This window comes from Ensifer sp. CCNWLY38 (genome assembly GCF_037120565.1).
Classification (GTDB): domain Bacteria; phylum Pseudomonadota; class Alphaproteobacteria; order Rhizobiales; family Rhizobiaceae; genus Ensifer; species Ensifer adhaerens_H.
The window spans coordinates 84,354-104,953 of record NZ_JBBBBO010000010.1 but is presented as its reverse complement, the minus strand read 5'-3'; the positions used below and the strand labels follow the sequence as shown (position 1 = coordinate 104,953).

General features: G+C 56.5%; 15 protein-coding genes and 1 pseudogene. 8 read left to right on the top strand and 8 right to left on the bottom strand.

Annotated elements, in window-relative coordinates; all coding sequences use genetic code 11:
* The first annotated feature begins 157 nt into the window (after window positions 1-157).
* The gene (tig, locus tag V7S54_RS21650; protein ID WP_057255849.1) at window positions 158-1,636 is read left to right on the top strand and encodes a trigger factor; all 1,479 of its coding nucleotides are present in this window, start codon (window positions 158-160) and stop codon (window positions 1,634-1,636) included.
* An 84-nt stretch (window positions 1,637-1,720) separates the two neighbouring features.
* Here tig and V7S54_RS21645 read toward each other — a convergent pair whose 3' ends face one another.
* Together V7S54_RS21645 and sthA are read right to left on the bottom strand one after the other, a co-directional pair.
* Window positions 1,721-2,545: an endonuclease/exonuclease/phosphatase family protein gene (locus V7S54_RS21645; RefSeq protein ID WP_065376940.1), complete on the bottom strand. Its 825-nt coding sequence runs from the start codon at window positions 2,543-2,545 to the stop codon at window positions 1,721-1,723.
* Between the two features lie 187 nt (window positions 2,546-2,732).
* Window positions 2,733-4,148 (bottom strand): Si-specific NAD(P)(+) transhydrogenase, encoded by a 1,416-nt coding sequence (sthA, locus tag V7S54_RS21640; RefSeq protein WP_065376905.1) that lies wholly within the window; start codon window positions 4,146-4,148, stop codon window positions 2,733-2,735.
* Between the two features lie 202 nt (window positions 4,149-4,350).
* Between sthA and V7S54_RS21635 the strand changes: the two genes are divergently transcribed.
* Window positions 4,351-5,394: a magnesium and cobalt transport protein CorA gene (locus tag V7S54_RS21635; protein ID WP_065376904.1), complete on the top strand. Its 1,044-nt coding sequence runs from the start codon at window positions 4,351-4,353 to the stop codon at window positions 5,392-5,394.
* 51 nt (window positions 5,395-5,445) lie between these two features.
* Window positions 5,446-6,621, top strand: a complete 1,176-nt coding sequence (locus tag V7S54_RS21630; RefSeq protein WP_083203828.1) for a zinc-binding metallopeptidase family protein — start codon at window positions 5,446-5,448, stop codon at window positions 6,619-6,621.
* A 106-nt stretch (window positions 6,622-6,727) separates the two neighbouring features.
* Here V7S54_RS21630 and V7S54_RS21625 read toward each other — a convergent pair.
* A pseudogene (locus tag V7S54_RS21625) lies at window positions 6,728-6,892 on the bottom strand (JAB domain-containing protein); the annotation flags it as partial.
* Window positions 6,893-7,802: 910 nt separating this feature from the next.
* Between V7S54_RS21625 and V7S54_RS21620 the strand changes: the two are divergent.
* Both V7S54_RS21620 and V7S54_RS21615 read left to right on the top strand, forming a co-directional pair.
* On the top strand, window positions 7,803-9,332 hold the full coding sequence (locus V7S54_RS21620; RefSeq protein WP_336408776.1) for a hypothetical protein: 1,530 nt from the start codon (window positions 7,803-7,805) through the stop codon (window positions 9,330-9,332).
* Window positions 9,333-9,432: 100 nt separating this feature from the next.
* Window positions 9,433-9,888 carry a hypothetical protein gene (locus tag V7S54_RS21615; RefSeq protein ID WP_336408775.1) on the top strand — a complete coding sequence of 152 codons (456 nt, stop codon included), beginning with the start codon at window positions 9,433-9,435 and terminating at the stop codon, window positions 9,886-9,888.
* A 623-nt stretch (window positions 9,889-10,511) separates the two neighbouring features.
* On the opposite strand, the gene V7S54_RS21610 is transcribed toward V7S54_RS21615, so the two are convergent.
* On the bottom strand, window positions 10,512-10,742 hold the full coding sequence (locus tag V7S54_RS21610; RefSeq protein WP_336408774.1) for a helix-turn-helix domain-containing protein: 231 nt from the start codon (window positions 10,740-10,742) through the stop codon (window positions 10,512-10,514).
* Window positions 10,743-11,613: 871 nt separating this feature from the next.
* Window positions 11,614-12,243, bottom strand: a complete 630-nt coding sequence (locus V7S54_RS21605; RefSeq protein ID WP_336408773.1) for a hypothetical protein — start codon at window positions 12,241-12,243, stop codon at window positions 11,614-11,616.
* Between the two features lie 589 nt (window positions 12,244-12,832).
* On the opposite strand from V7S54_RS21605, the gene V7S54_RS21600 reads away from it, so the two are divergent.
* The 3 genes from V7S54_RS21600 to V7S54_RS21590 all read left to right on the top strand — a co-directional run bounded on the left by V7S54_RS21600 (window position 12,833) and on the right by V7S54_RS21590 (window position 15,844).
* Window positions 12,833-13,204, top strand: coding sequence for a hypothetical protein (locus V7S54_RS21600; RefSeq protein WP_336408772.1), 372 nt, complete (start codon window positions 12,833-12,835; stop codon window positions 13,202-13,204).
* Window positions 13,205-13,232: 28 nt separating this feature from the next.
* Window positions 13,233-13,424: a hypothetical protein gene (locus V7S54_RS21595; protein WP_336408771.1), complete on the top strand. Its 192-nt coding sequence runs from the start codon at window positions 13,233-13,235 to the stop codon at window positions 13,422-13,424.
* 425 nt (window positions 13,425-13,849) lie between these two features.
* Window positions 13,850-15,844, top strand: coding sequence for an alpha/beta hydrolase family protein (locus V7S54_RS21590; protein ID WP_336408770.1), 1,995 nt, complete (start codon window positions 13,850-13,852; stop codon window positions 15,842-15,844).
* Between the two features lie 102 nt (window positions 15,845-15,946).
* Here the strand turns inward: V7S54_RS21590 and V7S54_RS21585 are convergent, their stop codons facing one another.
* From V7S54_RS21585 to V7S54_RS21575, 3 genes are read right to left on the bottom strand one after another with little or no spacing between them, the layout of a single operon-like run.
* Entirely contained in the window at window positions 15,947-17,221 is a 1,275-nt protein-coding gene (locus tag V7S54_RS21585) for a M16 family metallopeptidase (RefSeq protein WP_336408769.1), read from the bottom strand.
* The gene (locus tag V7S54_RS21580) at window positions 17,221-18,489 is read right to left on the bottom strand and encodes an insulinase family protein (protein ID WP_336408768.1); all 1,269 of its coding nucleotides are present in this window, start codon (window positions 18,487-18,489) and stop codon (window positions 17,221-17,223) included. Before V7S54_RS21580 ends, V7S54_RS21585 begins: the two co-directional genes overlap by 1 nt.
* Window positions 18,489-20,591: a peptidase domain-containing ABC transporter gene (locus V7S54_RS21575; protein ID WP_336408767.1), complete on the bottom strand. Its 2,103-nt coding sequence runs from the start codon at window positions 20,589-20,591 to the stop codon at window positions 18,489-18,491. The genes V7S54_RS21580 and V7S54_RS21575 overlap by 1 nt, the downstream gene beginning before the upstream one ends.
* Window positions 20,592-20,600: the final 9 nt, after the last annotated feature.

The following is a 20,600-nucleotide window of genomic DNA, read 5'->3' as shown; positions in this document are numbered from 1 at the left end:
CCGGATTCTGCGAGGATGAAGGGGGCTGGAGTGCCATTTTGCTTGCAAAACGGTTGCAGAACTGCGTAAAGCCACTCCCGGCAAATGGATCGGCTCACGTGCTCGCCAGACCTTTCGAAGGGGAAGAGCACAGTCAACGTGAAATGAAGGTTTGAACATGCAGGTTATCGAAACGCTCGCTCAAGGGCTGAAGCGCGAACTCAAGGTCGTTATCCCGGCCAAGGACATGGAAGCTCGGATGAACGAGCGCCTGGCCGAAGTGAAGGACCGTGTGAAGATCAACGGCTTCCGTCCGGGCAAGGTGCCGGTTGCGCACCTGAAGAAGGTCTATGGCAAGTCGATCATGGCTGACCTCGTCAATGAGATCGTCCGCGAGAAGCCGACCGAGATCCTGTCGGGCCGCGGCGAGAAGTCGGCGACCCAGCCTGAAGTCGCGATGACCGAGGACGAGGCCGAAGCCGACAAGATCCTCAACGCGGAAGCTGACCTCGAGTTCACCGTTGCCTACGAAATCATCCCGGCGATCGAACTCAAGGACGTGAGCGGCATCAAGGTGACCCGCGAAGTCGTCGAGATCGCTGACGAGGAAGTCAACGAGCAGATCCTGAAGATCGCCGAAAGCGCCCGCAGCTACGAATCGAAGAAGGGCAAGGCCGCCAACGGCGACCGCGTCACGATCGATTACCTCGGCAAGGTCGACGGCGTTGCCTTCGACGGAGGCAAGGACGAAGACGCTGAGCTGGTTCTCGGCTCCAACCGCTTCATCCCGGGCTTCGAAGAGCAACTCGTTGGCCTGAAGGCCGGCGACGAAAAGACCATCACTGTCAACTTCCCGGCTGACTACCCGGCTGCAAACCTCGCCGGCAAGGAAGCGACCTTCGACATCACCGTCAAGGACGTCGCTGCTGCCCAGGACATCGAAATCAACGACGAACTGGCCACCAAGCTCGGCCTCGAATCGGCTGACAAGCTGAAGGAAATCGTCCGCGGCCAGATCGAAAGCCAGTACGGCAACCTGACCCGTCAGAAGGTCAAGCGTCAGATCCTCGACCAGCTCGACGAACTCTACCAGTTCGAAACGCCGGAGCGCCTCGTCGAAGCCGAATTCGAAAACATCTGGCGTCAGATCAACACCGACCTGCAGCAGGCCGGCAAGACCTTCGCTGACGAAGAAACCACCGAAGAAGAAGCCCGCGCCGAGTACCGCAAGCTCGCCGAGCGCCGCGTCCGCCTCGGCCTGGTTCTCTCGGAAATCGGCGAAAAGGCCGGCGTCCAGGTCAGCGACGACGAACTGCAGCGTTCGCTGTTCGAACAGCTCCGCCAGTTCCCGGGCCAGGAAAAGCAGATCCTCGACTACTTCAAGAACACCCCCGGTGCTGCTGCTTCGCTGCGCGCTCCGCTGTTCGAAGAAAAGGTCGTCGACCACCTGCTCGGCGAAATCTCGGTAACCGACAAGACGGTTTCCAAGGAAGAGCTGACGGCTGACGACGAAGAGGGCGAAGGCAAGGCTGCCAAGAAGGCTCCGGCCAAGAAGAAGGCCGCTGCCAAGGCTGAAGCCGCCGAAGGCGAAGAAGCTGCAGCTCCGAAGAAGAAGGCTCCGGCCAAGAAGAAGGCCGCTGACGACAGCGCCGAGTAATCGGACCGAAGCCTTAGGAATCGAAAGCCCTGCCGCTTGCGGCAGGGCTTTTTTCGTTCGAGGGGCGTCGGTGGCGTCGCCGTCTCAGCGGCGTGGCGAAATGGCCTGGCCGATGTCCAGGAGGAGGGCGCGATGGTCGGAGACTTCCGGCTGTTCGACGACATCGAACCGGGCGACATCAACCTCGCCACTCACCAACATGTAATCGGCAAAGCGGCCGCGCTTCAGATAGTGCGACGTCCGAGTGTTCGTGTGGCCACGGGAAACGACCAGGTCAGTCAGGCCAAGCTCTGCGAGCACCTGAAAGATCGCACTGTCGGGAAGCACGTTGAAGTCACCGCACACGACAAGCCGCTCGTTGCCTGGCCAGACCTGACGGATGAGACTTGCCAGTGCGTCTGCCTGCGCGTGCCGCGCCGGTGTGTCGTTCTTGCCGCCGACCTCCCGTAGGCCATGCATCTGGGCGATGGTGATTGCCGTGCCGGCATCATGGTCGAACAGGCGGATGCAATGCGCATTGCGGGCGCGTGGATGTGGCCCCCAGCCCTCGGATGAAAAGCTGCCATGCACGAAGCCGAGCGCCTGACCGATGACGGAATGGGAGCGTCGGACGAAGGTCGCAAGCCCAAATTCCGAGGCCACCGGCCTGTCGCCGTCAAAGAGCGTGCCGCGCGCCGTCGGGCAGAAGCAGCCGTCATGCCCCGGAAGCGCTGTCACGATCTCATCGAAGAGGTTGGCGCGCTGCGGCAGTTCGACATCCGCATCGCGATAGGTCAGCCATTCGGCGTCGGTCGTCGGCGAACGCGCGATCTCCTGCAGACACAGGACATCGGCGTCGACTTCCGCCAGATATCTCATCAACGGGGAATGGAGCTTGCCGCCCCAGGCATTGAGGGAAAGGATGCGCATGGCGTTCATGTCTCTTCATCAGGAGCGGCAAGGCTACCCGATTCGCTGGCATGGTGGCGTGCACGCAATTTTGAACGCCGATCTCCGCGATAGGTGACGAAGCGGTATTGCTCGTCACCTATCGAATTGGATCCCTTTGACTGCCGTTGTCGTCGTTTGATGCGTGCTGAGATATGTCGCTAGCGGCTTACGCTTTCGGCAGTTCCTGCTTGATTTCGCCCATGCGGTTCCAGGCGTCGAGGCCGGCAATCTTGTAGGCTTCGGCAAGCGTCGGGTAGTTGAAGGTGTTCTCGACGAAATACTCGACCGTGCCCTTGAGGTTCAACACGGCCTGGCCGATGTGCACCAGCTCGGTCGCGCCTTCACCGATGATATGCACGCCAAGCAGACGGCGGGTTTTCATTGAGAAGATCATCTTCAGAAGACCGGATTCGAGACCCATGATGTGACCGCGCGAGGTCTCTCGAAAACGGGCAATGCCGCATTCGTAAGGGATGCCGCGTTCCTTCACCTCTTCTTCCGAAAGGCCGCAAGTGGAGATTTCCGGCACCGCGTAGATGCCGTAGGGGAAATACTTCTGCGGTTCCATGGCAATCGCGCCAACAGCAACGCGTGCCGCGATGCGGCCCTGTTCCATAGAGGTCGAGGCAAGGCTCGGGAATCCGACGACGTCGCCGGCGGCATAGATGTTCGGAACCGAGGTCTGGAACGTCTCCGGATTGACCTTGAGGCGTCCGCGGCTGTCCGCCTCGAGCCCGGCCGCAGGCAGGTTCAGCGTGTCGGTCGCGCCCATGCGCCCGGCAGCGAAGAGCACCATGTCGGTGACGATCTTGCGGCCGTTGTCGAGCGTCAGCAGCACTTTACCATCGTCGAGCCGTTCGACCTTGTCGGCCTTCTGCCCAAGATGCAGCTTCATGTTGCGGTCGCGCAGCTGGTAGGTGAAATCCTCGACAATCTCCTTGTCGATGAAATCGAGCATCGTCGTCTTGGGGTCGATCACCGTCACGTGCGTATCGAGCGCGCTGAAGATCGTCGCGTATTCGATGCCGACGACGCCGGCGCCGATGACGACGATCGAGCGCGGCAGCTCTGCGATATCGAGTAGTTCGTCACTGTCGAGCACAGTCTTGCCGTCGAAGGGCATGTAGTCCGGACGGAATGGCTTCGTGCCGACGGCAAGCATGATGCTGGTGCCCGAAACGAGCAGGGTCTCGCCGTCGTCCTTGACGACCTCGAGCGTGGTCGGATCGACGAAGCTTGCCTTGCCGCGCATCTGCTGCACGCGGTTGCGGGCAAACTGGTGCTCGAGGACCTCGACCTCGTGATTGAGGGTGATGATCAGCCGTTGCCTGAGATCGTCGGCGCTGATCTCTTGCTTGACGCGGTAGGCGCGCCCATAAAAACCACGCTCGCGCCAGCCGGAAAGATTGAGCGCCGTCTCCCGCAGCGTCTTGGAGGGGATGGTGCCCGTGTGCACCGAAACACCGCCGACCCGCTTTCCCTGTTCGATGACGAGGACCTTCTTGCCGAGCTTGGCGGCCTGGATGGCGCCGCGGCGGCCGGCGGGCCCGCTTCCAACGACGATGAGATCGAACTGAGTCATGGGCATTTCCGTTTGAAGGGAGGAATCGTTGTGCATCGCAAAAACTCTCGCTTGCAAGCGTCTATACCGTCAATGGCACGGTTTAATGAAGTGGTTTTCATAGCCGAAACAGCTGGATGAGAATATAAGGGAATGTGCGTATGCTTGGCTTCGTTACGACATGCCGGGCCCATCGGTGTCGTATTTGCCTGGGAGGGTGGCGATGGGATTGGAGCTGACGAACAGGGCGGTGCCGCAGTCTGAGGGCGAGAGCGTCATCCCGCAACCGGAGCATCGGCCGGGTGTCGTTGCGGCGGCGGTCTATGAGAACGGCGTAAGGGTACGCGATATCCGCATTGAAGATGCCGGCAAGTGGCGCTCGCGGCCGGGCGCCGTGGTCTGGATTGGGTTGCATGAGCCTGATGCGGAACTGCTGCGCCAGATACAGCAGGAGTTCGACCTGCACGACCTGGCCATCGAGGACGCCTGCAAGGCGCATCAGCGGCCGAAACTGGAGATCTATGGCGACTCGATCTTCGTCGTGGCGCGCACTGCCCACATGGTCGGCGACGAAATCGCTTTCGGCGAGACCCATCTTTTCGTCGGACGCGGTTATGTCGTCTCGGTCAGGCACGGCGCATCGACCTCCTACATGGCCGTCCGCCAGCGCTGCGAATCTTCCCCGGCAGCACTCGCCCACGGCGAAAACTATATCCTCTATTCGATCCTCGATTTCATCGTCGACAACTACATGCCAGTCATCGAGGCGATTCATGAGGAGGTCGAGGAACTGGAAGATCGGCTGCTGCGGGAGCGACTGGTCAAGGGTGACATCGAACGGCTCTACCTGATGCGCCGCAATCTTCTCAGGTTGCGCAATGCCGTGGTGCCGCTCGTCGATGTCTGCCGCCGGCACGAACATATCGATCTCCCCGGAATGGACGCGGCGCTGCAGCCGCTATTTCGCGACGTGACGGACCACGTGCGCCGGGTGCAGGAGGATATCGATGCGCTGCGCGAGGTTCTCGCCTTCACCTTCGAGGCGAGCCTGATGGTCGGGCAATCCGAACAGACGGAGATTTCGCGCAAGCTCGCCTCCTGGGCGGCGATACTCGCCGTGCCGACGGCGATTGCCGGTATCTACGGTATGAACTTCGACGACATGCCGGAGTTGAAGTTCCGCTACGGCTATTTCGTCGTGCTGGCGGTGATCATCGGTTTGTGCCTGACGCTCTTTCGCTTCTTCCGCCGCGCGAAGTGGTTGTAGGCGCGGAGCGCCAATCGGTCGACATTGCCAATTCCCGACTTCGGAGACGCGATGGCAACCCTTTTGGAAACACTCGGCGACTTGATCGGCACGAACTGGAAGCGTCGCGACGTGGCCAAGCGGTACTCGCGCACCTTTTTGTGCCGCTGTGGCAGTCACATCTTCTTCGGCAACATCCTTTGCAACAACTGTCAGGCGCCGCTTGGATATCTGCCCGGTGAAGACCGGCTGTTGCCGCTCGAACCCGGCCCGCAGCCAGACACGTGGATCGCAGGCGAGGAACGGCCGTTGCTGAAGTATTGCGGCAACCGCGAGACGCCTGCGCAGTGCAACTGGATGCTGATGGCCAGTGAACCGGGGTCACTTTGCATTGCCTGCCGGCTCAACCGGACGATTCCGAACCTCGATTGCGAGGACAATGCCCGCCATTGGGGACTGATTGAGGTGGCGAAGCGAAGGCTCGTGTCGCAGTTGCTGGCGCTCGGCTTGCCCGTGAGGTCAAAGGTCGACGAGGACAAGGAACACGGTTTGATGTTCGATTTCCTGCGTTCGCCTGAGGAAGGGCCGCGCGTGCTGACCGGGCACGCCGATGGTTTGATCACGGTGAACATCGAGGAGGCGGATTCGGTCCAGAGGGAAAAGATGCGGCTCGAACTGTATGAACCCTATCGAACGTTGCTGGGCCATTTTCGACACGAGGTCGGCCACTATTATTGGAATCGGCTCGTTCTGCACGGCCCTTGGCTGGAGCCCTTTCGCACGCTGTTCGGAGATGAGCGCGCCGATTATGCGGAGGCATTGAAGGCCAACTATGAAAACGGCCCACCCGCAGACTGGGTTGATCGCTACATCAGCTCCTATGCTTCCGTGCATCCCTGGGAAGACTGGGCCGAAACCTGGGCGCACTACCTGCATATGATCGACAGCCTGGGAACTGCATTCGGATTTGGGCTTGACGCTGGGGATATGGAGGCTGCCATCCAACCGTTCGAACGTGACGCATTGTATGCGCCCGACGACGCCGGCGCTGACGGTTTTCTTTCGCTGCTAAACTCTTGGATCGAAATGACTATGGTGCTCAACGAACTGGCGCGCAGCATGGGCCAGCCGGACTTCTACCCCTTCGTGATGTCGAAACCCTCAGTGGCCAAGCTACAGTTCGTGCATATGGTTGTTGAGGGCGCACGTTCGGCGGCGGCGACGTCTGAAGGAGATAGCCCTTTCTAGATATTGGCCTTCATTGTCGTGTGTTTTCCGGTAGCTCCACCGGGCTCAAGCCAGGACGCTCTACCGGTCCTTCCTTCGTGTGAAGCGGCTGTGACAACCGGAGCGATCAGAACAGTCGCAGGCCCTTCAGGCTGACATGTCCGTCCTTGCCGATGATGATGTGATCGTGGACGGCGATGCCGAGCGGCTTTGCCGTTTCGACGATCAGCTTGGTCATGTCGATATCGGCGCGCGATGGCGTCGGGTCGCCGGACGGATGATTATGGATCAACCGATGGCATCTGTAAGTAATTGAAATATATGAATAATCTCTAGTTGTCTTTTCACTGGTTCCGGCAATTGGGATCGATTTAACGCGCCGCTCCCAGCTCCTATCAGTGCCGATCCCCCTCGTAACGCGCTGGTCATTGGCGATCCCGGTCAATACTTTGGCGCTTCTCTTCGCCCGATCAGGCGCTTCTTCGGGCGTTTGTGATTCGGCTACTCTCACAATCTCACCTTCACCAGATTGATGTATCCTGTACAGGCTTAGAAATGACGAGACCGATGTCGCCGTCCGGCGAACTACCGCCTCAGATTTGTATGCGAAACGAATAGATTGTCGGGCGAGGAACGCACGGGTTGAGGCTCGTCATCCGCGAGTGGTTGGGAGAAGGCTTTCTGAAAATTGTTACGGCTTGTTCTGTGGAAGTCGAAGATAATGTTGTGCTCCCTCCTCAAGGCTGAAATGGAAATCGCGACGAACAAGTAGTTCGTAGTATTATTCTTCGCTGAAAGAGAGTGGCTGAGTTCATCTGATCGACGACGGTCGATTTCTATTGGTTTGAGAAACAAGTTCTATACCCGCCGTACGTAGGTCGATTCCAATGCGCTCCAAACCGAAGCTGCGAGGAAAGGTCTCGAATTTTGCGATGCGATAATGCCTCGGTAGGGCGGCGGTCGCGCTCGAACCTAGCGGCGCGTTCTGGTGCGCTTCCTCTTCGTTCGCTATGGATTGGACCCGGTCGTCGGCCAACGGAGAGGTTCGCGTCACCACTGAGGCGACCCCGCGCCCAGTGCCAGAATGAAGGGAATAAGAAGAAATCAAACCCTTCAGGCTATCGCGGGTTCTTATTATGTTCTATTTGAATTGCGCCTATTCTTTTGTCCGTACCTCACAATAGCCGCTCTGTCTGATTTCCATGGAACATCATTTCACCCGCCAAGAGCTCTATGACCGCGTCTGGTCGAAGCCGATATCGCATCTAGTGACCGAACTCGGGACTACCACGGGGATTCTCAGCGCATTGCTGCGGTGTGCCGATATTCCAACTCCGTCGTCCGGGCATTGGATGCGGAAGCAGTTCGGAAAGCATGTCGAGCAGCCGCCTTTACCGCCGATGCCGCCTGGATGTGTTGAACCGCTGGTGCTGGATACCGAGAAGCAGGGGATCAAGCGCAAACCGAAGCAAGTCGAAGCGGACCCCGCGGCGGCTTTCGTCGCGGCACAAAAGGCCCCGACGTCCCTTGTTGAAAATCCGGCGGAGGTCGCGCCAAAGCCGCGTCCGACCCATCCGACGACGATAACACGTGAGGAGCTCTACGGCACGGTATGGACCACGCCGATGTCGCGACTGGCTGAAGGCTATGGGATCAGCGGCAATGGTCTCGCCAAGATTTGCGATCGGGAAGATATCCCGTATCCGCCGCGCGGCTATTGGGCGAAGCATGCCGTTGGCAAAGCGCCGAAACAGGCGCCATTGCCAAAATCGAGCAGCACGCACTCCATCACTATTCGCCCAACCCCGTTGCCGCCGCCTCCCATCGATCTGCCGCCGGAAATCAAGCAACAGGCGGACAAAGCCCGTGCGAGTGAATCCGCCCTTGCGGTGCCCGAGCGACTGCTGAGACCCCATGCAGTCATCGCGTCGTGGCTTGCGGAGCATGAGGAAAAGAAGCGGCGGGCCCGCAGCGAACGCGATCCATGGATGCGCGATCTATACCGCCCGAGCGAATTCACCGAAACGGATCGTCGCAAGCATCGCATTCTGGATGCGCTGTTCAAGGCGATTGAGCGCCAGGGCGGAAAGGTCAAGCAGGGAGAGCGAGGCGTCCTGTTTGCCGAGGTCTTGGGCGAAAAGGTGGAGTTTCAGGTCCGCGAGAAGCAAAAGCAGGAACGGCGGCCCCTAACCGACGATGAGAAGCGATGGCGCTCGCCCGGCGGCAATGACTGGAAGAAGGAATTGGTGCCGACAGGAAGGCTCGTTTTCGAAATCAAGACCTGGCAATGGCCGAGCGGTCTTGCGCGGCAATGGCTTGAATCCGAAAAGCAGCCGATGGAGGGCATGTTGTCGGACATCCTGGCCACCTTTGTCGCAGCCGGACCATTGCTCGTTCAACAGCACAAGGATCGAGAGGCGGCGGAGCGCGATCGCCAACTCGCCGAGCAACGCCGCTATGAAGAGCAGCGACGGCGCAAACGCGACGCCAACCGCTGGCGACGCTTCCGAGAGTTAGCGGAGGACTGGCACGAGCTTGCCGCTGTACGCGATTTCCTGATGGCGATGCGATCAATGGACACTACGTCCGCAGCCGAGATCGATGGTCGCAGCGTTGAAGAGTGGATCGCATGGGCGGAGGAGTGGCTCCAGCGGGCTGACCCGACGGCCGGCGGCGTCGACGGCGTGTTCAAGCAGGTCGCCGCCGTTACCGACTGGACCTACAGAGATTGACCATATAGGCGCCCAGCATCCTAGCCGAATGCGTAAGGGACCAGCAACCCGACATAGAAAGTTCTAGCGGAGCCAGCGGCTGCGTGGATTGGAGGGGCCAATGGCAAACACGAGGAGAAGGAAGCCCGAGCTCAAGCTGCCGGAGATAAAGCCGGGCAACTGGCACGGCGAGATCCTTGGAAGCTGCACGGTCAATTTTGGACAAGTTGTTCAGCCCGGCCCACCGCGGCAGTCGGTCGAATTCACCTACATGGTGATGCCTGGCCTTTTTACCATGCAGGAGGTGCGGTTCAGTTGGCCTGGCGTCATCATGATTATGACGCCAACTCCCATGAAAACCGATTTTCCGGACGCAGGCTGTTTGTTCAAAGGCAAGCATTTTCCTTCGCTGCACCTGTCGCTAGTGGTCACGCGCGAGCAGTTCTCGGACATGCTGCGGATACTGGAGGCAAAGCGTCTAAAGGATTTTCACTTCACTTTGGAGGATGAAGCCGACGACTCGTGGCCAGTCCACAGTTGGGGAATGTCGGCGGTGATCGCCAATAGAGAGCCTTAAAACGACATGCGGATGATGTTACCGCAGACCGGGTGTTGGGGGCGCGGGCAGTGCATATTGAGTTTTGAGATCGCCTCGAGGGCCGACCGCTGGGGTCGCAAGCCGCTCCTCCTCGCGGGCCTTTGCCATTCTCCCTCTGCGCGGCGTTCTCTACACGCTTTCGGATAACCCTTATTGGCTCGTCGGGGCGCAACTGCTCGATTGCGTCTGCGCGGGACTGTTCGGGGCGCTGACGCCGCTACTTCTCGCTGATCTCATGAGAGGCACCGGACGTTACAATCTCAGTCAAGGTGCCGTTGGAACGGTCCAAGGTGGTGGAGCTTCGTTGAGCAACGTTGTTGCCGGCATGATTGTAACTGTCGCGGGATATGATACGGCGTATCTTGTTCTTGCGGCGACCGCTTTCGTTGCTTTCGCGGTGTTCTTCCTCGCAATGCCCGAAACACGCGAACCGTTGACTTCAGCGGAGTTCGCTGGGCCCTGCCAAGGCGCTGAATGACGCGCAGTACGACTAACTCGACGAGTTATGAGCGCCGAGGCGTTGGGATGCGGGCAAGCCGTAAGCCATCCGTCGTGCGTGTCAAAAATCGACGCGCGCGGGCCGAAATGACTGAGTGTGAGCGTCATGCTCCCTCACGCGGGTCCTCGGTGAGCCGATTTGACGCGCGGCACGTCACCCTGTTTCTCTTATCCCATTCCTCAAGGTCAGCGACCGGGTAGAGCACCGCCTTGCCGATTTTGATAAAGCTTGGTCCGATCCTCATTGCTCGCCAGTTGCGCAGCGTTCCTACCGAAATGCCGCCGCGATAGCGTTCCGATACTTCCTCGTCGGTCAGATAGATCCTTTCATCCATCGGTCTCTCCACATTTGACGGTCGCGACAGTGGTTAACCAGGGCTCAGCAATGCACGCCTCTGAGCTGGCACGGGACCGCAGCTGAACTCTGGCTCACCCATTCGCATGGATAGGAATGATAGTTAGTCTCTGAGAAGGGAAGGGCCATGAAGTAATAGTAGTGGCCGAGGATATCGTCGGATAGAAATCGGATGGCCAACAGGCTTGGATCGCATATACGCCCGCCCATCGGAGAGGGACGATCGCCTCGAGCCAGTCCCTGCGCAACAGAGCAATCCGAAGTAGACAGCCCCAGAAAGGCATAACTGAAACAAGGCCATAGGTCGGAACTGGACCCGGACGTCTTCAATTGGGGGGGCGAGCGGACACGCTCTGGCAGCATTTTTGCGCCGCTAGACGCGATGAAGCAGTCAACCGCGCCGCGCCGCCTCGATCGCGGCGACGTCGATTTTCTTCCTAGCGTCGCTCTCCGCTAATGGAATTGACCGGCTGCTTCCGCGGCGGGTTAGTCTGCAAAGATTTTTGCCCTCGAAGTACGAATGCAGCGCCAGCGGCGTGCGAAAGCATGGCGAATTGCCTCGCTTCCCGGCCCGGAGCCGGCTCGCACGTGAGCGTCGCAACGTTGGCAGCAGCTTCTCGATCGCTCTCATTTCCATCGGTGTCTTCGATACTGGACCAGAAGAACGGAAGACGTTCGAAATCGCGGGCACTGAGCACGGCCCCCTGGCCCTCCTTGATGAAGGCACCGCTTATCGTAGCCATCTTGGCTCCGTCTGCGTATCCAATCGAGGCGATCTGTCTGAACGGCGATGTGGCCTAGCTAGAACGGTCCAGACCCTGGGTCATCGTAAGCCGTTGGCCACGCTGGGGCTAACTCGCATAATCATAGAACAGCAAGTCTATCTGCCCGCTCCCGGTTTCGATCGGAGCTGTGTAAAGGCTAAAGCTCGCGTATTCGCCACCACCGCTTTTGAAAACGGCGCCCATGAGCTGCAGTTCGGTATCGAATGTGTGCTGTTTCCCGTCGATTTCCACAGTCAATTTCCATCTGCCGGGGTCGCCTACGTCAGTATATGAATACGTGACGGTGGCATCCACATTGCCTACTTTGAACTGCAAGAGGATTGATGTTTCGGTGCTGAATTTATCCTCCAGGCGGTCCAGAACGAAAATGTCACTTTCGCCCTGGGTCAATGGTCCAACGATCTTCGAGACGTTACCGGAATGGGGCGTATAATTATAAAGGACAACAGGTTGTGATGAGTAATTTGTTACCTCAATTTGCAGGGCATCTCCGCTGGCTCCACCACCTGTCAGCAGATTCGATAAGCCGATTCCGACATTCGACCACCCTGCCGCGGCACCAGCGATTCCCGCAATAAGGGCGCCGGCAACTTCCTTAGCACCCCCTCCATTGTTCGCCTGAAAAGCGGCGAGATCTTTGACAGCCTGATTGGCCGCGTCTGCTGCGTTAGACAAGAAATTGACTTCGTTGCCCATGTTGCTCCTCCAAAGGTTGTGATTGCTGACATTATGGTAGTGCGTCGATGCTTGTCGACAATGGCAGGTTGAAAGAAAAGAGCTGCATTGTGCTGCCATCCCGTGCATCGCAGGTTCCGTAGCGCCCACCTTTCCCGAGTGCCCTTTGCTGACTGCCTTCGTGGCCTGCTCGGCCGCCGACCGTCCGGCCTCGTCCAAGTACCTGGTGCCAAGCGCCTTGCGACATGGGGCCGCGAGCCTTTCGCGCATTCGCTCACCGTGGATCGGGGAGGGAATGCCGATCCGGCGTTTGCGGTGCTGATCCAACAGCTACAGGATTTTCTTACGAGGCTGTTCGCTCATCCGTCTCCGCGAATTGAAAACCGTGACGATCTTTGCACTGCATTGACCGACGTCAACCATGCTCCAGCAAACGCGATCTGGCCGTAGTGGCCGATCCGGTGAGCCGGACTGCCGCTGAAAGTGGCAATCGCTGTAGACGCCACTGAATATCCACCGATCCGATTGACCGGTCGCGGCGACTCAAAGGTAGAATAGCGGCCGAAAATGCAAAAAGGCGTGGAATGAGCAATCATCGGGGACTGTGAGAATGAAGCGTACTTTCACCAGACAAGAGCTTTACGACCTTGTTTGGTCGACTCCGATAGCCACGCTTGCTGAGCAGTTTGAGATTTCTGATAGGGGACTGGCCAAGACTTGCCAGCGTTACCACGTTCCGGTGCCCGGGCGCGGCTATTGGGCAAAGGTGGAAGCGGGCCAGCCGGCGACGAAGACGCCCCTTTGGCAGATAGAGAACCCTGGGCTGGAGACGGTGCATATAGGAGGGATCAAACACTCCTCTAATTCTTACGTCGCGTTTGCAATTCAAAAGGCGAGTGCCACCGTCGAAAAATCAAAAACTGAACGGCAAGTGAAGCCTGCGCAAAAGAAGCCCTCGGTGTGTTTCGGCGTGCAAATTTGAGCCCCTTGTGGTGAATTTTGGACGCTGATTGACAAAGGATTTACGCTTTTTCGAATCGATCAATCGCATACTTAAAATCGAACCGGGAGAGCGACCGCTGTTTTTCGATGATCAGCCAGAAATCGTCGAACTGGCGAAGCGTGCCGGATGGGACGCGGCGACGTTCAATTCTGTGAAGGATATCCAGCAGCACCCACGACTGAAACAGTTGGGTCTCTAGCTGGCATTCTCCGCAGTCCCTCGTCGTCAATGTGGCCGGAAAGGTCAGCCAAGGCTGTCGTGAGAGCTAGCAATGTTTCCGCACGATGGGCCGGAACGGAGAACCAACTGGTGCGGTTCACCGGCTCTCCGAGGTCACCAAACCGCAGGCCGAAAGTCGATCATGATGTTTGAAGATCGCCGCCTGCGACAAACCGAGCATCCGCGCCAACGTTCGAGCCGACCTGGCCTTACCGCCCACGAGGATGTTGACGACCTTCGGCGGGAGAGTATCTGAACAGTTTCCAGTCGCTGACCGGACCGATTGAGCCCCGTCGGTGTATTGATCCGGCACCGAGGCTCCACCTCTGGGCAATCGCAACGATGTGGTGTACGTCCTGCACTGCACATGCTTCACGCGTATCGTTGTCGGTGGTCCATTCCAGTATGTCCAAATTCCTTCTACGTTTCTTTGCTGTTCTCCTATTCGGCGCGGTCGCATCGTTCGGGGCGTATGCGTGGATCAGCAGCGATAGCGGCCCCACGCACCCAGCCTTGATAAGCAGTGACCTGCCAGAACTGATTCCGGTCCGGGAATTCTACGCGAACATCGACGCGACCTGGGGTCACATTCCATCGTACGACGGCACCTTGCTCGCTTGGTGGGGGGTGGAATGGGGCCGCGAAAGGGTATTCGTGGGGCGCACCGACAGGATCGGCGGCGACGGTCCCGAGGTTGTCACCGTGCTCGACGCGCCTGCCGACACAATCTTTTGGTCCGCCTTCGAAAACAAACTTCATGTTCTCAATGAAGGACGTTTGTGGTTGGTGGACCCCAGCAACTCTGCTCGAAGCGAATGGCGCGATGTGACGCCGCGTGGTTTTCAGAATTGGGACATCTTCACGCAGGCCCGTGCCCGCGAGGGCCGCAGCCTCATTGTTTCCAACGACCGTGATCCCGCACTTGTCGATCTTTACACTGCGCGTCCAGATGGAGGAGGAAAGGAACTTCTCGCCAAAAACGAGGGCAAAACGGAAAACTGGATCATCGGCATCGATGGTATGCCGCGTGTACGCGTCGACAAGGCTGACAACGACGACCGCATCTATATGGTGCGCCGTTCGCCGGAGGCTCCATGGCAAGAACTTGCAAGGACCACCCCATCTGACACCCTTGACGTAAGCGGCATCTCTGCCGACGGAAAAACGCTCGACGCGCTGGACAATCGGGGCGGCGACCTCGTTTCCCTGGTGAAAATCGACGTCCAATCCGGCGTCAAAACAGCTGTATTTTCCGATCCCAATGCCGATGTTGAGGTACTTAAGCTGTCTCCTAACTCAGGGGCGACCGACCTAGCAATCGTTCGAGACGGTTTCCCGCGCTATGTCGGCCTAACCGAGAAGGGCGAGACGTTCCTGCGTTTGCTCGACGTGAGTAAAGGCCCAGTTGACTTCAACATTCGCGGCACAACGCCAGACGGGCGTTTCGTGACCCTTTCGATATCGAGAGATGAAGCCCCGTTCCAGTATTTCCTCTTCGATCTACAGAAGGGAAAATCAACGCAGATCGGGAACTCCTCGTTTCAACGAAACAAGGAGAAACTTGCCAGGACAAAACCAGTCCAATTCGCCGCTCGCGACGGTCGAATGATCCCCGCCTTATTGACTTTGCCGCGCGGAGTGGATCCGCATGGCCTTCCGACCATAGTCCTCGTGCACGGTGGCCCAGGCGACCGGGACGTTTGGCAGTTTGATTATCAGAAGCAGTTTCTTGCCAACCGGGGCTACGCGGTGCTGTCTGTCAATTTCCGAGGATCGACCGGCTATGGCCGGGCCTTTCAAGAGGCGGGATACCGCCAGTACGGAAAAGCAATGCAGGACGACATTGCCGACGCGGCCAATTGGCTTGTCGCGACTGGCATTGCCGACCGGCAAGCGCTTGCTGTGATGGGCGGGAGTTATGGCGGGTATGCTGCGGCGTTGGCTATGACGCGCGATCCTGGTGTTTTTAAAGCCGCCATTGCCGAATACGGCGTCATGGACGTCAAATATCAAATGCAAAATAATCCGTTCGCCTGGGGTCTGAGCCTCGACAGGGTCAAGCGCTATTTTGGCGACCCCGAGAACGCCCAAGACCTACACGAGATGGTGGATCGGTCCCCCGTTTCCCACGTCGACAAGGTAGAGGGCGCGATCCTTCTCACAGCCGGAAAAGAGGACCGCGTTGTCGGTTTCGAGCAGTCAGAGGAATTCGAACGCGCACTCAAAGCCGCTGGCAAGAATGTGAAAGCTGTCTATTTCGAGAAGGAAGGGCATGGCTACCGTCGCTGGCAGACGGAGGTTCAGCGTGCTCGAATTCTCGAAGACTTCCTCGCGCGGACGCTCGGTGGGCGGACAGGAAACTATGATCTTGCGGAGACTGCCGCGAAATACCTCGACTAAAAGCGACCGGGCGCACTGTTTCAATGAAAGGGACACGGGGTGGGCGAGGCAAGGCGCAAGTTGTCAGAAGCGAGAACTTCGTTTTTTGAACACTGCGAGCAATTATGCGTCTATCACCACAAAAGGAGAGGCGCACAGTGGTTCAAGGAGATGCCTGTTTGACGCCAAATCGGTGAGTTCCGCCAGGTTTCGCACATCATTGATGGCGCTTAGTGACCACCCTGCCTCCGTCAATTGAACCACTTCCCTCGCGGCAGAGTGGTGATCCATCAGAATGCGGCTGTAGCTTAAACCAAAGGCTTTTTTCGCTCGACACACTTCTTCATAAGTGGGTCCGGCCTCCGCCAGTTGACCCACTATCCTTCGAATGCATTCTAAAACGTCGTCGCAGGAGTTGCGATCCACCATGCCATCAATGCTGAACGAGATGCTCTCCGCATTAATATTTGACGAGCAGGTTAAATCATATGCAGCGCCGAAATGGTCGCGCACCTCTTTAAAAAGGCGAGATTGCTCATCGCCGCCAATGATATAAGCAAATAAGCTAGCGGCGAGATATTCCACAGGGGAAGACTTCCTCGCCTCGATGGAGGCCACTGTCAACGCCGCCTGGACCTCATTTCCATCGCACCGCAATTGTCTAGCTCCAACAAATGGAGCCAACGGTGGCATCAATACGTCAACCGTTGAGCCAACCTTAAGGCGAGAAAAGATTGCATCAATCACGCTGTCTGCTGCACTCGCATCGAGCCGCCCCACCAAACAAGCGGTCAAGCGTGAGCGAGAGAAATGCCGATCACGCCATTCCAAAAGATCGTCTGCCGTGACACTCCTCATGTCAGCAACATCAAGGCGGGCCGGACTGAAATAGGGGCCCGGCTGGAGTGCCATTTCCACAAGCGAGTTAAAATTACGCCTTAGCGGCACGGACTGCTGATGCACTATCCAATCTGCACCACTCTCCCGACCGGCAATTACCGCCTCCTCGGCAAAATCCGAGCAGCAGAGAAACCGAGAGCTAAATTGCGCAATCTTGTCGATTGCTTTCAAGGGAGCAGCCAGTCCCCCCTTTATGGAGAAGGGTTCTGGATCCAAGTAGAATGCTCCTCCTCGATCCACAAAATCATCTTCTTTCAAGGGCGACGGCGGTAGAAAAGCTTGGCGGATTAGCGCCTGCGAGATGCCAAGCGCAGCTGGCGGAGAACCTGCCGCATCGTCGAAATATCCGCCCTTGAACGAAAAACCGACCGCCACATTATCGTCGTGCGGTGCATACTGAAAAATATAGCGAATACCGTCCGGCGACGTGCGCTGCATTGCTGGCGGGAATTCCAGCGTCGTCCGGCGACGTGAGAATATTTTTTGCAGAAATTGCATCATTCCGTTCCTTTGGGCGCTATAGTTTCTGCACTCTCACCAAGACACGACAACAGTTCGCGAAGACGAGCCCAGCTAAGACATGAAATTGAGGTAGACTTAGATAATGAAACCGCAGTGGCAATACCGTAGGTTGACGCCGCAGAGCCCAAATGAAATTGACCAGAACTTGACCACCTCGGATTTGCCTCCCAATAATTGCTCTCTCTTAGCGCAAGACCACGGAAAATCGATTCGCTTGATAATGCACTTCCTAAAGTAGGCAACGTCCGCCGCACAATGCCCTCTATGAGGGCGGGGTCGTGTCCGACTTTCCCTCGTACTAAGCCACGGAGAGTGAACCTCCGCGAGGGAAGCAAGAATGAGCTAATTTCGATGCCTCTTGAACTGACGACAAAGTCCCTCAGATTAAACCGGAGTGTTCCAGGAATATCCCGAACAGCAAGATGCTCAAGTATACGAGAGGCGTGAAGTAGCAGTCCGTCATCTTCCTCTTTGAGCACCTGGGATACGCATGCAAAGGCAACGCCGACATCCGGTACTATCTCCGTTGCCAACATTGCCGCCGCTTCACCAATCAGGTCTCCGACTCCGATGGATTTGTTCTTTATAGGGAAAACCCGGCTCGATTTAACCGAGCCATTCATAGGCAGCACAATGCTATTGCCGAGCGTAGCACGCCTTATCCGCGCGAATGCTCTCTGGTGGCAGGAGACTATCAAAAGCGCGTCATTTGAACGGTAGTTGCCGTGAAAATCTACTAAATGCTCGCGCTGAATCGAATCTAGATCTTGGAGCGTGCCCACCAGGCTGCGTGCGAGCGCAGTTCCTTCATAGACGGTGTTGCACACTCGCTCCAACGCTTTAATTTCTGGTCCGCCGCCCTGCAGCTCCAGAATTTCTTGCCGTAATATCCTTCTTTGCCGCTCTATCGTATTATTAAGAGCAGAGGGCAAAGAAAATAAACCATACAAAACTTCAATTACAGAAGATGCACTATCAGGTGGCCCCTCCCAAACAAACACAGTCCAGTAGTAAGACGCAAAAGCGTTGAAACTGCCGTCGATTCTATTCGAGTGAGCCGATTGCTGACAGAAATCTAATAGAACGTGCTCTAAGAAATGCGCTGTGCCGCTGATCGTATCTCGGGCGGAACCCACGGGAACCCACAAGTGGATGCGCGCAATCTCTGTGTCTGGAGACAGGATGACAAGGCTGTCTCTTAAAAATGCAGGCCGCTTACTTCGAAACCCCAAAAAACGTCGCATCACTGACACTCAGAGAGCGCCATTTCAGCGTTAGGCGATATTTGCCACTGCAGATCTGACGCGTCGCGTACATTTCTTGAGTGTGACGCAAATATCACCGTAATATTTAGCTTTTTAATGTTTTCCAAAATCTGCTTTTCGACGGCCGAATCGAGGTTAGCTGTCGCCTCATCTAAAACAAGGATGGTTGGCTTCCGATAAAGCGCACGCGCAAGAAGAAGACGTTGCTGTTGGCCGGTAGAAAGATTGGCCCCTATGTCACTAACTTCACTCTGGTATTTCAGCGGAAATCGATCAATTTCTTCTGAAATACAGCACAAGCGACAGCACTCCTCAACTCGTTTGAAATCAATATCAAAGTCAAACATCCCAACATTTTCGAGAATTGTACCTCGAAATAGGGTGTCCTCCTGGAGAACAACACCAACGCTATTGCGAAGAATTGAGAGGTTCTGCTGTGTTATCGGGATGCCGTCAATGCAAATCTGACCAGAATTCGGGGGAATCGCTCCCAAAAAAATCTTCAGCAGTGTTGTCTTCCCGGCACCAGTCTTACCCGAAACATGGATAAAGGCACCTCGCTTGGCGCTGGCCGTGAAACCGCTCAGGATTTCTTTAGCGCCATTGTCCGCACGGTATACGATACCTTCGAACGAGATCTCACCATTGAAGCGTAAAAAGCGCCCTAAATCTGTACCTTTCGTTGAATCAGTCCCTGACCCTTCCAAAACGTCACCAAGCCTCGCGTGGTGGATCTTGAGATTCAACAGCTCGTTTAAATGGTTTGTAATACTAGTAAGGCGAGAATCTAGGACCTGCCGATAGGTCTGAAACGTGTAAAGGACCCCAACGGTTATCGTCCCCGATACGACAGACAACGCTAGCCAGTACAAACACAAAATAGTTTCGATAGATTTTATCGTTTGAAGCGCAAAATTATAGTTCAGATTTAGCAAGCCGAGCGAGAAAGAGGCGTTTACCGAGCGAACTGTTTTGTCCAGATTTCCTGATATTCGGCTCGTCTCCAACATATTTGCTTTAACAGACGCGATTCCCCGCATCGTCTCAACAAAATAAGCCTCTTCTTGCGACCTCGCTATCACCTCTTCATCTTGCAATCGCCGCGCCGTCCGCAAAATTGCAATACGCAATATTATAAGAGAAATATTAACCCCGATGGTGAGTGCAGCAATTCTAGGGTCAATCACTAGCAAAGCTAAGGACAAGATCACTGCGAACAGGCAGTCCGCAATCAGCGAACCGACGCTCTCTATAAAGAAGCTTACAAAATACGACAGCGAGTTGAACTGCGCAACGAAGGTTCCGAGGCTGCGGCGTTGAAAGTAAACAAGAGGGCGAGCTAAGAGGCGATCGATATAGCTATGCGTGATGGCGATTCGGGCCTTTGCAGAGTACCGCGCCAAGTGGCGGCCTTGAAGGTAAGCTGCGATGGCACTAATCAAGTTTGCGAGCAAAAAGGCCCCTGCGATAACTACGAGGAGGTCGCGATCATCTTTTGCGATTACTTCATCGACTATTATTTGTATGGCTAATGGTGTAACTAGCGAAAAGATCATAGAAATTGACGCGATCACCACGAAAATAGTGATCGGTGCTTTGTAAGTATTCAAAAGAATAAGCGGGAGACGTTGTGGACTTTTCTCCTCATCAGAGGATGGAGACTTTTCGAAAAACGTGGGAAGAGGAGCCAGCTCGACTGCAATCCCGGTAAACTGTCGTGAAAACGACGCTAGATCGACCTTGCGTCGCCCGTTAGCGGGGTCAAGAAGAACTACCCCTTTCTTGGTGACTTCTTCGAGCACCACAAAGTGGTTGAAGTTCCAGTGCAATATGCAAGGGAGCGCCAACTGATTAATATTATCGAGTTCGGCCCGAACAGCCCTCGCTCCAAGTCCAATTATCCTCGAAATTCCCATAAGATCTCGCAAGGTACCCCCCCTTGAGAGACCGGGAAACCGAGACCGCAGCGCCGCCAAGGTCCGCGTCTTTCCGTGATAAGAGGACAGCATCGCCACACAGGCAAGAATGCACTCGTGAGTTTCCTCTTGCCGAATAGGAACAACACGGTTTTTCTTCTGCAAGAACCTCAT